This is a genomic window from Streptomyces sp. NPDC056161, from assembly GCF_042268025.1.
GTDB lineage: Bacteria > Actinomycetota > Actinomycetes > Streptomycetales > Streptomycetaceae > Streptomyces.
Genome location: NZ_JBHJUV010000065.1, coordinates 33,790 through 47,584, shown reverse-complemented (window position 1 = coordinate 47,584; position 13,795 = coordinate 33,790). Strand labels below are relative to the sequence as shown.

The window sequence follows — 13,795 nt, the reverse complement described above, 5'->3', positions numbered from 1 at the left end:
CCACGTCAGGGCAGACAGAAGCACCTCCGGCGCACGCCACGGGATTTACCACGCCCCCGGCGCGCACCAAAGGTGCGCTGGATCGCTGACCTGCGCTTTTCAAGACCTCGCTACCGGCGAGGCAGCTTCGACGGCACGGATCGCAACCCTCCTCGTCGGTCAGCGCCTCGATGTACGCGTGATGCCGGAGCAGCGACTGCACCGCCCGATCGAAACCCCGTTCCGCGCCCACCGCGTGGGTGGGGAACGGGGAGTGGGCGACGGCGACCCACCGCACTCCGTCCCAGGGCGGCAGGTCCTGGTCGGTCAGCTCCGGGAAGATCCAGCGGTTGGCGGCGTCCGCCACCGCGTCGAGGGTGGCACGCCCGACGGCCACGTGGTCCGGGGTGTTCCAGGTTTCCGGGCCCCAGGTCTCCCGATGGTTCAGGGTGATCACCAACTCGGGCCGATGGCGGCGGATCGCCGCCGCGATGTCGCGGCGCAGCGGAACACCGTATTCGACGACGCCGTCGTGGTGGTCGAGGAATTCCACCGAGGAGACCCCCACGGCGGCGGCACTGGCGCGCTGCTCGCGCTCCCGCACCGGACCGGCTTCGGCCGGGGCCAGCGTGTCGATGCCCGCTTCGCCGCGAGTGGCGAGGACGTAGGCGATCTCACGGCCGTCCTCGGTCCAGGACGCGACGGCGGCCGAGCATCCGTATTCGAGATCGTCAGGGTGCGCCACCACGGCGAGGGCACGCCGCCAGTCGGCCGGCATGGGCCGCAGCCGAGTGAGATCCGAATCCATCGCAACACCAGCTTTCACGGATTGTTCCCGAGGTGATGCGCGAGCCTTGGCACAAGGGGAGGTTCCGTCAACCAGCCGTGGGTGAACGGCCAGGAGGCGAAGATGCCCAGCGGCATCATCAGATCAGGGCGACGCCGGCACCGCGACACTCACCGCGGCACCGACCGCCCAGGTCCGAGGGCCGGGACGGGCCGAGGCAGCGAGCGCGGTCAGGCGAGTTCGAGTCCTCCGTCCACCGTCAGGACCTGACCGGTGATGTGCCGGCCCTGGGGATCGGCGATGTACAGGATCCAGCGCGCGACATCCTCCGGGTCGCCGAGACGGCCCGTCGGGATGCGGCTGCGTTCATGGTCGAGCATCTCGTCGATGGTGTCCTGCGAGAGACCGGCAGCGGCAAGGACGTCCGTCTTGGTGGGACCGGGGGCGATCGCGTTCACCCGTACGCCCTCGGACGCGAGCTCAAGCGCCCAGCTCCGTGTCAGCTGTTCCAGGGCGCCCTTGGTGGCCGCGTAGTGGGCTCCCCCCGGCAGCGGGCGGTGACCGTACGTGCTCGATACGTTTACGATGGAACCCGATGAGTTTCGCAAGTACGGCAGCGTGGCATGGGCGAGCAGGCTCGGAGCCGTCACATTGAGGTCGAACAGGTCGGCGATCACCGACCGGTCGGTCTCCGCCAGCGGCATCACGGCAGTGGTGCCGGCGTTGTTCACGAGCAGGTCGATTCGCCCCCACCGCTCAAGGACGGCGGCCACGACGACGTCAGCGGCCCCCTCCCCACGGATGTCGAGCGGCAGGATCACGATGCGGGGGTGGGCCCGAGCCGTCTCCTCCAGGGCTTCCCTGCGGCGTCCCACGCCGAGGACGTGAGCCCCCGCCTCGGCCAGGGCGATCGCCGTGGCACGGCCGATACCCGACCCGGCTCCGGTGACGATGGCTACCCGGTCCGTGAAACGCGGTGGGGTTGAGCTGGACATGTATTCCCCTTGCACGAAGTTATGCGGCCTGGACGACTCCGGATGTCGGTCAGCCGAACCGGCCGGTACACACCACTGACCGAGTGACCCCGTGATGTGTGACAATCCGCCCGCCGGGCACCCATCTCGGGACCGATGCTCGTGTCGATGCCGGATCCCCAAGCCCACGGAAGGGAGTTCAGGGAGATCGCCAGCGGTCACTGACGGCGGCACGTCCCGCTCCCGACGTGCACCGGGGGAGCGGGAAGCCGTCCGGTATGCGCGGACAAGTGACTCCGGAGGGCCTGGTCAGTCGCTCAAGGATGCCGCGTAGGGCCGCAGTTTCGACGGGTTCATCATCCACATGATCCGGTCGATCCCCTCGGCGGACGCGTCGATGCACAGCAGCGCAACCGCCTCCTCGCCGACGGAGACAAGGGCGGACTGCCGTCCGTTGGCCTCGACCCACCGGATGTCCGCCTGGGGCCAGAACCGGGGCGCGAAGGCCGCGAGGTACTTGGCGACCCGGAGGCGTCCGACCACCGGGATCTTCGACGCACCGCGCACCCCGCCCCCGTCGGAGTAGCTGACGACGTCCGCGGCGAGAAGGTTCTCCAGCACCGTCAGATCGCCCGTCTGCGCCGCCGCGAGAAACACCTCCAGCAGCCGCCGGTGCTCGGCCGGGCTGACCTGTTTCCTGCGCTCGGCCGCCAGGTGTCTACGTGCGCGGCTCACCAACTGGCGGCTGTTGGCCTCACTGGTCTCCAGGATGTCCGCGATCCGGCTGTAGGGGTAGTCGAAAGCCTCTCGCAGGACATAGGCGGCGCGTTCCACCGGGTTCAGCTTCTCCATGAGGAAGAGGACCGCCAGCTCGACGGCCTCCGCCCGTTCCGCTCCGACGTGGGGGTCCGGACTGGTGTCGATGGGTTCGGGAAGCCAGGGACCGACGTACGATTCGCGCCGCGCCCTGGCGGACTGGGCGAGGTTGATGGCCAGACGCGCGGTGACGGTGGTGAGGAAGGCCGCCGGTGCCACGATGTTCGTGCGGTCGGCTTTGTACCACCGCAGCCATGTCTCCTGAACGATGTCCTCGGCCTCCGCCGAGCTGCCGAGAACCCGGTAGGCGATGCCGAAAAGCCGGGGACGTGCCGCCAGGAACTCCTTCGTCGTCTGGTCAACGGCATCAGTGTCGTCATTCCCCGTCTGCATCGTCGTCCCTTCAGGTTCCGGGACCACCATGCTACAAGCTGCCATATGGTGCGATTGCTGTGGTGTTCGGGCACAGTGCGCAAAACAGTGTGATCACGCAGCGTCGCACGGGTGCGGGTGCGGGTGCGGGTGAGGTCGGACGGCGGTTCCCCGCCACCCCAGGGCGGCCGGCCGCTACCGGCCGGCGGGTGTGTGCCGGTCGGGTGTGTGTGTCGGTCGGGTGGGTGTGTGTCGGGCGGTCGGCAACGCCCTGACGGGGCAACGGCTCCGGTGTCCGTTGCCCCGATCGGCCGACGGCCATGGCCCCACGGGCACGACCGGCGACCGACGGCGTCAGTGACGTGCTGGCGCCGACCAGGCAGTGGGGAAGGTCCGGCCGGCCCGGTCAGCCGAACTGGCCGGGCTGGTAGTCGCCTGCGGGCTGCTGGTTGATGACGTTGATGCGGTTGTAGGCGTTGATGACGCCGATGAGCGAGATCAGGGCGGTCAGCTGTTCCTCGTCGAAGTGCTTGGCCGCGTGGGCCCATGCCTCGTCGCTGACTCCGCCGGCCGCGTCGGCGACGCGGGTTCCCTGCTCCGCCAGTTCGAGGGCGGCACGCTCGGCCTCGGTGAAGACCTTGGCCTCCCGCCAGGCGGCCACCAGGTTGAGACGCTGCTGGGTCTCCCCGGCGTGCGCGGCGTCTTTGCTGTGCATGTCGGTGCAGAAGCCGCAGCCGTTGATCTGGCTCGCGCGGAGCTTCACCAGTTCCTGGATCACGGTCGGCAGCGTCGAGTCCGTGATCACCTTGCTGGCCGAGTTGATGTGCTTGAGCACCTTCGCCCCGAGCGGGTTGCCGAAGTAGTTGAGGCGCGATTCCACGGTGATCTCCTTGTCGTACGGGGTCTGCAGATCTGAAGCTGCACCTGACTGACCGAGTGGCCCGCCGATGTGTGACAGGAGGCCGCGGCCACGTGTGCAAGGGCCGAGACGGTCGGCACAAGCACAAGCTCCACCGCTCCGCGCCGACGAGGGGCGCGGAGCGGGAACCGGCGCCGGTGGACATGAGCGCGCCTCGGATCGGTCGCTCACCGGCGTTGTCACAGATCAGAGTGCCGTCCGGTCTATTCCGCAAAAAGCGCGAAGGGCCCTGCCTCCTCACGGCTTGCCCGCAGCCATTCGCGCATCGGCTGATTCCCGCACCGCCCGACCCACCTGAGGACGAGTTCGATGACCAGCACCGACGACGTGACGCCCGGAAACCAGACGGACCCGCCCGACCCGCCCGAGACGCCTGACACACCCGACACGATCGACTCGGTGATCGCGATACTCGACGAGCAGGGGACGGTGACCGGCTGGACACAGGCCGCCGAGCGGCTCGCCGGATACAGCGCGAGCGAGGTGGTGGGCCGGTCCGCCGCGCTGATACTGCCCGCTTTCGGGGACGCGCCGACGACATCGGCGTACGTCGAACGCTGCCGGGCCCAGAACGGCTGGCCGGGCACCACGGCGGTGCGCCACCGGGACGGTCGTACGGTCGACACCGGCCTGCGCGTCTCCAGGGTGCGGGGGCGGGAGGGAACCGCCCGCTGGCTGGTGTCCGTGACCGGCACGCTGTCCGGGCCGGCCGTGAACGCGGCGGTGGGTGCGCCGCTGCTGGCCCGGGCCCAGATCGGCATCGTCGTGCGTGACCTGGACCTGCGCTGCACCTGGGTGAACGACACGATGGAGAGCCACGACGGCATCGACCCCGACCGACGCCTCGGACGCCGGTACTCCGAGGCGCTGCCGGGCGTCAAGGCCGAAGCCCTTGAGGCGGTGATGCGTCAGGTGCTGCACAGCGGTACCACCCGGGTGCACGAGTACCGGTCGTGGCTCGCGAACGGCCTGCGCCGGGAACACACCTTCTCGGCCTCGTTCTTCTGCCTCCAGGGCGCCGACGGCGAGCCGGTGGGGGTGTGCGCCATCAGCATCGACATCACCGAGAGCCGACGCGCCCGCGAGTGCCTGGCCGTCCTCGGCCAGGCCGGTTCGCGCCTCGGCACCAGCCTCGACGTGATGCAGACCAGCCAGGAACTGGCCGACCTCGCCGTGCCGTTGGTCGCCGACTACGTAGCGGTCGACCTGGAGCAGTCGGTCCCGTTCGGCGACGGGCCGCCGGTCCGCATCGGCCCGACGGGGGAGCGTCCACCCGTCTTCCGCCGGGCGGGTCTGGCCTCCGTCCAGCCGGGCGTTCCCGAATCCCCGTGGCTGCGCGGTGAACAGGTCCCGGTGCCGCCCGACTCACCCATCACCGACGTCATGCGCACCGGACGCTCCTACCTGGAGCCGATCATGGACACCGCCGAGGGCACCTGGGTCGCCCAGGACGCGGCCAGGGCCCGGAAGGTCCATGAGAACGGTATGCACTCGATGATGATCGTCCCCATCCGCGCCCGGCGTGCCCTGCTCGGCGTGGCCCTTTTCGTCCGCACCGAGGATCCGGTGCCGTTCCAGGAGGGCGATCTGCTCCTGGCCGAAGAACTCGTCAGCCGCGCCGCGCTGTCCCTGGACCACGCCCGCCAGTACGCCCGTGAGCACACCGCGGCCCTCGCGCTCCAACGCAACCTGCTCCCGCGGCGCCTGCGGGGCGGCACGGCGGTCGAGGCGGCCTCCCGCTATCTGCCCGCCGACGTGGACAACGGCGTCGGAGGCGACTGGTTCGACGTGATCCCGCTGTCCGGCGCGCGGGTGGCCCTGGTCGTCGGCGATGTGGTCGGTCACGGCCTCCATGCCGCGGCGACCATGGGCCGGCTGCGCACCGCCGTCCGCACACTCGCCGACCTGGAGCTGTCGCCCGACGAACTGCTGGCACATCTGGACGACACGGTGCAGCGGCTCGCCGAGGAGGACGCCGACGCACCGGACCAGATTCCCGCCGTAGTGGGCGCGACCTGTCTGTACGCCGTCTACGACCCGGTCACCCGGAAGTGCGCCATGGCACGGGCCGGGCACCCGCCACCCGCGATCATCGATCCGCAGGGCCAGGTCACCTTCCCGGACCTGCCGACCGGAATACCCCTCGGACTCGGCATGGGGATCCCGTTCGAGGCGGTGGAACTCGAACTGCCCGAGGGAAGCCTCCTCGCTCTGTACACGGATGGCCTGATAGAAACCCGCGACCATGACATCGACGTGGGAATGCGCCGTCTTGGCAGCGCCCTGGCCCGGCCCGATCGCTCCCTGGAAGACCTCTGCACCCGGGCGATGGAGTCGTTCCCGGGCCGGCCCCCGTCCGACGACGTCACCCTCCTGCTCGTCCGGACCCGCTCGCTCAGCCCCGCCCAGGTGGTGTCCTGGACCCTGCCCAACGACCGGACCGCGGTGCGCCGGGCCCGGCGCATGGCAGCGGGGCAGTTGAGCGCCTGGGGCCTGGAAGACCTCGCGGACACCACAAAACTGATCATCAGTGAACTGGTCACCAACGCCGTCCGGTACAGCACCGGTCCCATCGTCCTGCGTCTGATCCAGCACCAGGTCCTGACCTGCGAAGTGTCCGACACCGATTTCTGCTCCCCCCGTCCGCGCCGCGTCCGCAGGACCGATGAGAACGGGCGGGGCCTCTTCCTGGTCGCCCAGCTGGCCCACAGGTGGGGCGCCCGATCCGTCTCGGGCGGCAAGGTCGTCTGGGCGGAGGAGGACCTTGCTGCCACGCGTCCGTCATGACGGGCGACCGTCGTGCCGCCCGCGCGCGGGAAACCACCGGACGCAGGTTTCCGCCTCCGTCCGGAAGGTTACGGCGACGCGGCGGATCAGCGGGTGATCGCCTTGGTCTCAAGAAACTCCTCGATGCCCGCACGACCCATCTCCCGGCCATTGCCGGACTGCTTGTAGCCGCCGAACGGTGCCTGGAAGTTGTGCTGTCCGCCATTGACGTCGACCTGCCCGACGCGCAGCCGCCGGGCGATCGCCATGGCGTGCTCCTCGTCACCGGTGACGGCACCGTTGAGGCCGTAGACGGTGCCGTTGGCGATCTCGACGGCGTGGTCGTCGTCGGCGTAGGGGATCACGACCAGGACGGGCCCGAAGATCTCCTCCTGGGCGATGACGGACTCCGGGTCGACGTCGGAGAAGATAGTGGGCCTGACGTAGGAACCCGTCTCCAGACCCGCGGGCCGGCCGGGGCCACCGATCACCAGGGTGGCGCCGTCGGCTATGCCGCGTCGGATATAGCCGTCAACGCGCCGGCGCTGGCTCTCCGAGGCGACGGGACCGATCCGCGTGGACTCGTCGGCCGGGTCGCCGACCGTGTACTGGTCGGCGGCGGCCCGCAACTTCTCGACGACTTGGTCCTGGAGGTCCTGGGGGACGAGCATGCGGGTGTAGGCACCGCACGCCTGCCCAGCGTTGGCCCAGGCGTATGCCAGCCCCCGCTCGACGGCGAAGTCGAGATCGGCCTCGGGCAGGACGATGTGGGCCGCCTTGCCGCCCAGTTCGAGGGCGACGCGCTTGACGGTGTCCGAAGCGGCCGCGGACACGCGCTTGCCCGCGGTGGTGGACCCGGTGAAGGAGACCATGTCGATCCTCGGGTGCCGGGAGATGGCCTCACCGACGACCGCGCCCGTGCCCTGCACGACGTTGAGCACACCGTCCGGGAGACCTGCGTCGGTGGCGATCTCCGCGAACATCCGGGCGCTCAGGGGCGAGATCTCCGACGGTTTGAGGACCACGGTGGAACCGGCCAGGAGCGCCGGTACGACCTTGGTCACCACTTGCTGGAGGGGGAAGTTCCACGGGGTGATGGCACCGACAACGCCGATCGGCTCGTGGATGATCAGCGAGTTCTCGATCTCCTCCGTCCACTCGAACCGCTCCGCCGCGGTGACCGCGGCGAGGGTCGACGCCACGGGGAAGGCGGCCTGGGCCTGGCGGGAGAAGGCGATCGGGGCGCCCATCTCCAGCGTGATCGTGGCCGCGAGCGCCTCGGAGTGCTTCCGCATCCCCTCCGCCAGCCGCCGGATCACCGTGACGCGGTCCTCGGGCGAGGTCGCCGACCAGCCGGGGAAGGCGGCGAGCGCCGCGTCCACCGCGCTGTCGACGTCCTCGGCGGTGCCTTCGTGCACGGAGGCGATCACGGACTCGTCGGCCGGGTTCAGGACGTCGGTCAGCGGCCCGGAGCCGGGCACGGCACGGCCGTTGATCCAGTGGGACGGAGTGGGAAAGGGGACCTCACGGAGTTCGTTCATGCCCGCAAGGCAACACCGGCCGTCCGGCGGCATCCATGCTCGCCCGTGCCCGTGATCCGGGTCACTCCGCCGTCCCGCCCGCCGGCCGGTCGCGCACCGCGGCGCGTCACGAGATTTCCGGCGGGCCCGGACCTCGGGCTCTCAGTGTGCTGCCTGTGCCTGTGCCTGACCGGGAGCCGGTCGGGTAACCGAGGGAGGCCGGGATCGCGGTGACCAGCGCCTCCCGGGGCATGCTCTCGTACACTGCGGCTCATGCACGGGGTCCGTGACGGACACCACAGCCCGCCGGGAATCCACAGCCGGGCCGGACCGCTCAAGCCATTGCCCGCCGAGCGGCGCATTCCCGGGGGCCGATCCGGGCCGCGAGGCGGCCGAGGACCGGCACATCGCCGTCGGCGAACACACAGTCATGGACCGGGAGGACAACGATGGCGGACCGAGCGGGACTGGCGGCCTTTCTGCGGACCCGCCGGGTGTCCCTGCAACCGGAGGACGTCGGACTGCCCCGCGGACGGCGCAGGCGTACCGGAGGGCTGCGCCGGGAGGAGGTGGCCGCTCTGTGCGACATGTCGGCGGACTACTACGCCCGACTCGAACAGCCGCGCGGGCCCCACCCTTCGGAGCAGATGCTCGCCGCCATCGCCCGCGGCCTGCGCCTGTCACCGCAGGAGCGGGACCACCTGTTCCACCTCGCCGGTCACGCTCTGCCTCCCAGGGCACGGCGCGGCGACCAGGTCGATCCGGGGATGAGCCGCATCCTGGACCGGCTGGCGGACACCCCCGCACAAGTGATGAACCAGTTGGGCGAGACGCTGCGGCAGACGCGGCCGGCGGTGGCCCTGCTGGGTGACGAAACCGCGTACACCGGACTGGCCCGCAGCGTCCACTACCGCTGGTTCACGGATCCGGCCTCCCGCCTCCGCCACCCCGCGAGCGACCACGAGGTGCAGAGCCGCCTGATGGTGGCAGACCTCAACGGCACCCACAGCCGCGACGGTGGCGACTCGTGCGTCGGCGAACTCGTCGACACACTGCGCGGCGAGAGCCCGGAGTTCGCCGAACTCTGGCACGAACGTCCGGTACTGGGCCCCTCCTGTGTGTCCAAACGCTTCCGGCACCCGAGGGCGGGCCTGCTGGAACTGCACTGCCAGACACTCGTCGACCCCGACACCTCCCAGCGGCTCCTGGTCTACACCGCGGTGCCGGGCACCGAGAGCGACACCGGCCTCAAGCTCCTGTCCGTGCTCGGGTGACCGTCACGCACGCCCCGGCGGCAGACCGCCCCTTAGTCCCCAGGCTCGGGGCCGGTCGCGTCCGTACGACGTGACACCGCACGGCGGTGTCACACCACTGAACGCTGCCTGGTCAATGTGCTGTCGAAGCTACGAGCAGAGGGAATCATGCGTGAGATTGTGATCGTCGGTGGCGGCTACGCGGGCTTCTACACCGCATGGGGTCTGGAGAAGAAGCTGCGCAAGGACGAGGCCCGGGTCACGGTCGTCGACCCCCGCCCCTACATGACCTACCAGCCCTTCTTGCCCGAGGTGATGGCCGGGTCGATCGAGGCCCGGCACGCGGCGGTGTCCCTGAGACGGCATCTGCGCCGCACCCGGCTGCTCTCCGGCAGCGTGACCCGGATCCGCCATGCCGACCGCACCGTCACCGTCCGTCCGGTGAGCGGAGCCGACCACCAGCTCCACTACGACATCCTCGTCGTCACGGCCGGCGCGGTGACCCGCACCTTTCCCATCCCCGGCCTGGCCCAGCAGGCGATCGGTCTGAAACACGTGGAGGAGGCCGTCGCCATTCGCGACAGGCTGATGACCGCCTTCGACCAGGCCGCGTCGCTGCCGCCGGGTGCCGAGCGGCGAAAACTGCTCACCGTCACTTTCGTGGGCGGCGGGTTCTCCGGTGTGGAGGGATTCGGCGAGTTGCTGTCACTGGCGACCGCGATGCTCAAGAACTACCCGGAACTGAGCTTCGACGAGCTGTCCTTCCATCTGGTCGAGGCCCGGGACCGCATGCTCCCGGAGGTGGGCGTCGGACCGGGTGCCTGGGTGATGCGTGCGCTGGAACGCCGTGGCGCGCACGTGCATCTGAACACGCAACTGGTTTCCGTCGTGGACGGCAAGGTGGTGCTCTCCAGCGGCGAGCAGTACGACTCCGCGCTGATCGTCTGGACCGCGGGCAACGCCTCCAACCCGGTGGTGCACAATCTCACGGATCTGCCCGTCGACGAGCAGGGCCTGCTCGTGGTCCGCCCCGACCTCTCCGTGGGCACCGACGGCGCGCCCGTGCCCGGCGTGTGGGCGGCCGGTGACGATGCGGCCGTGCCGGACCTGGCTTCACCCCTACCGGGGGCGCACACGGTGCCCAACGCCCAGCACGCGGTGCGGCAGGGCAAGCGCCTGGCGAAGAACATCAGGGCCGACCTGCGCGGAGGCACGGCTCGGAACTACCGGCACAGCAGCCTGGGCGTCGTGGCGACGCTGGGGCTGGGCCGGGGCATCTTCCAGTACAAGGGGATCGTCATCAAGGGGTATGTCGCCTGGCTGATGCACCGGGGCTACCACGTCCTGGCGGTGCCCACCTGGGAGCGCAAGATCCGCGTTCTCGCCGTCTGGCTCACCGCCGTCCTGTTCGGCAGGGACCTGGTCTCCCTGGCCTCCGTGCAGCATCCCAGGGACGCCTTCATCACGGGTGGCGAACCGGAACGCTCAGGCGCACGGCAGTCCGACGGCCGTTCGGCCGCCTGAGTTCGGCGCCTGACCTCGACACGGAGTGCTGTCGGCGTCCGGGCCGAAGGTTCGCGTCCCAAGTCCCGCCGGAGCGGCGCCCGGTGGGAAGTGGTTCGTCCTGCTGACCGCCGACTTCACCCTGGACGAGGCCGCCTCCGCCCCGGGCGCTGATGTCTTCACCGCTCCGTACGGTGACACCGCGCGGCTCCGCCTGGTCTGCCGCCCCACCGGCTACCGCGCCGCCGACAGCACCGGAACCGGCGTCCCGAGCACCCCCGAAGCGACACCCGGCACCGCCCCCGGCACCGTACCCCGACCCGCATCGGCCTCCGCCCCCGCCTCCGCGTCCGTCCCGGACCTGACCGGTGCTCTCTGCCTGGCCAAGGTGGGGACGCGGCGGGCCGCCACCGGCGCCCTCGACGTCGCGCCGCTGGCAATCTTCAGGTAGCTCTCACGGGGGCGCGGTTTACGCAAAGCGCATCTGCGCATCTTCTTCATAGGGTTCGACGAACTTGAGTTCGGTGGTGTCGATCGCCGCTATTCCGCTGGAACTTAGCCCCGCTTCCTGTGTGATGCATTCACGTATCATGCATAAAGCGATCTGGCAAGGTCTCGTACTACTCATTTATGGCGCATACGTTGCCTTGCATCCTGTGGTATGCCATGCCTAGTCTCGGTGTCGGTGAGCGGCCCTTCGAGTGGGCTGGCCAATATCCCGGGGTCGGGAGAACCGGTAGAGCGGGGAATGCTTGACGGTGGAAAGCGCAGGCGAGACGAAAAGCAGTCCAGACGAAGCCGACCTCAGCTTACGCGGCACGGTGAGTGCGTCACCCGTCCGTGAACTCCTCATCGGTTCGGTGATCGGCCGGTCCTCCTCGGCGATGATTTCGGTGGGGACCGTACTGCTCATTCAGGACGTCACCGGCTCCTTCGCGTTCGCGGGAAGCGCCGCCGGAACGTTCGCTCTCTTCTCGGTCGCGGTCGGCCCGGTCCGCAGCTGGTTCACCGTGCGCTGCGGGCACCGCCTGACCCTGCTCATCCTGGCGGGTGTCGAGGCACTGGGCCTGATCGCGCTGACCGTGGCCGCCACCCGGCACTGGCCGTCCTGGCAGATTCTGTCCCTGACCGCGCTCGTCGGTGCGGCCAGCCCGCCCTTCGGGGCACTCATGCGCGTCGGCTGGTCGCGGGCCCTGCCCGAGTCGGTCCTCCCGAAAGCCTTCGGCATCGACGCCGTCTGCGAGGAAGTGACGCTGATGGTGGGGCCGCTGCTGGTCGGCGCGGCGGTGGCCGTGGCGGGAACGCAGACGTCCCTGCTCATCAGCAGCGGGCTGTGCCTGGTGGGCGCGGCGACCATGGCGGCCGGCGCCCCGGCCGCGCACGGCGGCGACGGCACGTCGCAGGAACACGTCTCGGTGCGCTCGGCGGTGCGCGGTGCCGCTCCGGTCCTCATCGCGCTGGCCGCCGTGGGCCTGACCGTGGGCATGATCGAAGTGGGGGTGCCGGCGCTGACGGAGGAGTTCGGCCGGGTTGCCCTGGCCGGCCCGCTGCTGGCCGTGCTCTCCGCCGCCAGTGCGTGCGGCGCCTTCGTCCACGGCAGGATCGCGGAACGCGCCCCGCTGGAGCGGTGGTTGGTGTGGCTGTCGCTGGGCGCCGCGCTGGGCACCGCCTTGCTGGCGGCCGCCGTCGGCCTGTTCACCCTGGTACCCCTGCTCGTGGTCGCCGGACTGGCGGTCGGACCCGCCGTCATGACGGGTTACCTGATGGCGGACCGGGTGGCCCAGGGGCACGCGGGCAAGACACACGCGGCCATCCTGGCCGGTGTCGCCTGCAACGGCGGTACGGCCGCGGGCGCCGCCGCAAGCGGACTGCTGATCGGCTCCGCCGGTACCCACACGGCCTTCCTGGTCGTCGCCGGCACAGCCGTGCTGGGGATCGGCGCGAGCCGTCTGCTGCCCTTCCCCGCGGACCCGGCCCCGAGCAGCGCCGATCCCGCACGGTCGGCCGCCAAAGGTCCCTCCTGAATCCCTTCCCGAATCCCCCTGAATTCCTTCGGCAGAAAGGCAGGAAAGATGCGTCACGCGCTCCAGCAGGACGACCCGGACATCTTCTTCACCAATACGGCCATGGGACAGCGGACGCTCTACATCGACGGCGCGCAGGCCATGCAGGAGTGGGAGAAACCACTCATGGTCCGCAGCGGAGAACTGGTGGTCCGGCAGGGCAGTGAGTTTCTTGAGTGCGGCCTCGGCCTGGGCCTTTCGGCCCTCGCCGTCGCAGGCGCGCAGAACACGACGCGGCATACCGTGGTGGAGCGCTATCAGCCGGTCATCGATGAATTCCGGAAGACCCATCCCTCGCTCCCGGCCACCCTCGACATAGTCCAGGACGACTTCTTCGACCACATAGAGCGGCTGCCGGACGAATCGGTCGACGGCATCATGTTCGACCCCTGGCTCCCCAAGGAGATCCGGGACGACGAGTCGTGGTGGACGGAGGTCATCGGACAGATGATCCGTATCATGCGGCCGGGCGCGGCATTCGTGCCGTTCTTCTCCACGACCAACGAACTGTGGCCGCGCTTCGCCCCACGCTTCCGGACCATCCTCGTCGAGCCGCACCCCTTCACCGCGTACCCGACGACGAGTTACACCGAGGGGACCTCCGGCACCGCGTACATCCAGTGCTTCATCAAGTGAGGAGGACCCCGACATGCCCTTCCACTTCGCCACCGTCAGCCAGAAGCTGACCGCTTCCATGGGCGGACGCGCCGCCTACCAGGTCCTCGCCATGGCGTGGAACGACGAGACCAACGAGATGCGGTATCTGATAGCCGCACGGGAACGGCCCGTCTGGGTCAACGATCAGGAACTCGTACGGGTGTTCACGGACGACGACTGAGACAG

12 protein-coding genes are annotated in these 13,795 nt (G+C 69.8%); 7 read left to right on the top strand and 5 right to left on the bottom strand.

Annotated features, from left to right (window positions below; all coding sequences use genetic code 11):
- The 4 genes from ACFC09_RS39095 to ACFC09_RS39080 form a co-directional block, all read right to left on the bottom strand.
- Positions 1-787 (bottom strand): PIG-L deacetylase family protein (locus tag ACFC09_RS39095; RefSeq protein ID WP_376536643.1); only part of this gene is annotated, 787 nt, incomplete at its 3' end.
- A gap of 209 nt (positions 788-996) precedes the next feature.
- Positions 997-1,761, bottom strand: a complete 765-nt coding sequence (locus ACFC09_RS39090; RefSeq protein WP_376536641.1) for an SDR family NAD(P)-dependent oxidoreductase — start codon at positions 1,759-1,761, stop codon at positions 997-999.
- Between the two features lie 288 nt (positions 1,762-2,049).
- The gene (locus ACFC09_RS39085; RefSeq protein ID WP_376536639.1) at positions 2,050-2,949 is read right to left on the bottom strand and encodes an RNA polymerase sigma-70 factor; all 900 of its coding nucleotides are present in this window, start codon (positions 2,947-2,949) and stop codon (positions 2,050-2,052) included.
- 385 nt (positions 2,950-3,334) lie between these two features.
- A complete protein-coding gene (locus tag ACFC09_RS39080; RefSeq protein WP_376536637.1) occupies positions 3,335-3,808 on the bottom strand; it encodes a carboxymuconolactone decarboxylase family protein in 474 nt (157 codons plus the stop codon).
- Between the two features lie 348 nt (positions 3,809-4,156).
- Between ACFC09_RS39080 and ACFC09_RS39075 the strand changes: the two genes are divergently transcribed.
- The gene (locus ACFC09_RS39075) at positions 4,157-6,634 is read left to right on the top strand and encodes a SpoIIE family protein phosphatase (protein WP_376536635.1); all 2,478 of its coding nucleotides are present in this window, start codon (positions 4,157-4,159) and stop codon (positions 6,632-6,634) included.
- 86 nt (positions 6,635-6,720) lie between these two features.
- Here the strand turns inward: ACFC09_RS39075 and ACFC09_RS39070 are convergent, their stop codons facing one another.
- On the bottom strand, positions 6,721-8,154 hold the full coding sequence (locus ACFC09_RS39070; RefSeq protein ID WP_376536633.1) for an aldehyde dehydrogenase family protein: 1,434 nt from the start codon (positions 8,152-8,154) through the stop codon (positions 6,721-6,723).
- 428 nt (positions 8,155-8,582) lie between these two features.
- Here ACFC09_RS39070 and ACFC09_RS39065 point away from each other — a divergent pair, with 428 nt between their 5' ends.
- The 6 genes from ACFC09_RS39065 (at position 8,583) to ACFC09_RS39040 (ending at position 13,790) form a co-directional block, all read left to right on the top strand.
- On the top strand, positions 8,583-9,407 hold the full coding sequence (locus tag ACFC09_RS39065; protein ID WP_376536631.1) for a helix-turn-helix transcriptional regulator: 825 nt from the start codon (positions 8,583-8,585) through the stop codon (positions 9,405-9,407).
- A gap of 147 nt (positions 9,408-9,554) precedes the next feature.
- Complete coding sequence (locus ACFC09_RS39060) at positions 9,555-10,910, top strand: NAD(P)/FAD-dependent oxidoreductase (RefSeq protein ID WP_376536629.1); 1,356 nt, start codon at positions 9,555-9,557, stop codon at positions 10,908-10,910.
- Between the two features lie 25 nt (positions 10,911-10,935).
- A complete protein-coding gene (locus ACFC09_RS39055; protein ID WP_376536627.1) occupies positions 10,936-11,340 on the top strand; it encodes a hypothetical protein in 405 nt (134 codons plus the stop codon).
- A gap of 370 nt (positions 11,341-11,710) precedes the next feature.
- Positions 11,711-12,913, top strand: coding sequence for an MFS transporter (locus ACFC09_RS39050; RefSeq protein WP_376536625.1), 1,203 nt, complete (start codon positions 11,711-11,713; stop codon positions 12,911-12,913).
- Positions 12,914-12,961: 48 nt separating this feature from the next.
- Positions 12,962-13,588 (top strand): class I SAM-dependent methyltransferase, encoded by a 627-nt coding sequence (locus ACFC09_RS39045; RefSeq protein ID WP_376536623.1) that lies wholly within the window; start codon positions 12,962-12,964, stop codon positions 13,586-13,588.
- A gap of 13 nt (positions 13,589-13,601) precedes the next feature.
- Complete coding sequence (locus ACFC09_RS39040) at positions 13,602-13,790, top strand: hypothetical protein (RefSeq protein ID WP_376536621.1); 189 nt, start codon at positions 13,602-13,604, stop codon at positions 13,788-13,790.
- The last annotated feature ends 5 nt before the right edge of the window (positions 13,791-13,795 follow it).

Coding starts and splice junctions, on each gene's coding strand:
- ACFC09_RS39075 (WP_376536635.1), top strand. CDS start 4,157: ATGACCAGCACCGACGACGTGACGCCCGGAAACCAGACGGACCCGCCC.
- ACFC09_RS39065 (WP_376536631.1), top strand. CDS start 8,583: ATGGCGGACCGAGCGGGACTGGCGGCCTTTCTGCGGACCCGCCGGGTG.
- ACFC09_RS39060 (WP_376536629.1), top strand. CDS start 9,555: ATGCGTGAGATTGTGATCGTCGGTGGCGGCTACGCGGGCTTCTACACC.
- ACFC09_RS39045 (WP_376536623.1), top strand. CDS start 12,962: ATGCGTCACGCGCTCCAGCAGGACGACCCGGACATCTTCTTCACCAAT.
- ACFC09_RS39085 (WP_376536639.1), bottom strand. CDS start 2,949: ATGCAGACGGGGAATGACGACACTGATGCCGTTGACCAGACGACGAAG.
- ACFC09_RS39090 (WP_376536641.1), bottom strand. CDS start 1,761: ATGTCCAGCTCAACCCCACCGCGTTTCACGGACCGGGTAGCCATCGTC.
- ACFC09_RS39070 (WP_376536633.1), bottom strand. CDS start 8,154: ATGAACGAACTCCGTGAGGTCCCCTTTCCCACTCCGTCCCACTGGATC.
- ACFC09_RS39040 (WP_376536621.1), top strand. CDS start 13,602: ATGCCCTTCCACTTCGCCACCGTCAGCCAGAAGCTGACCGCTTCCATG.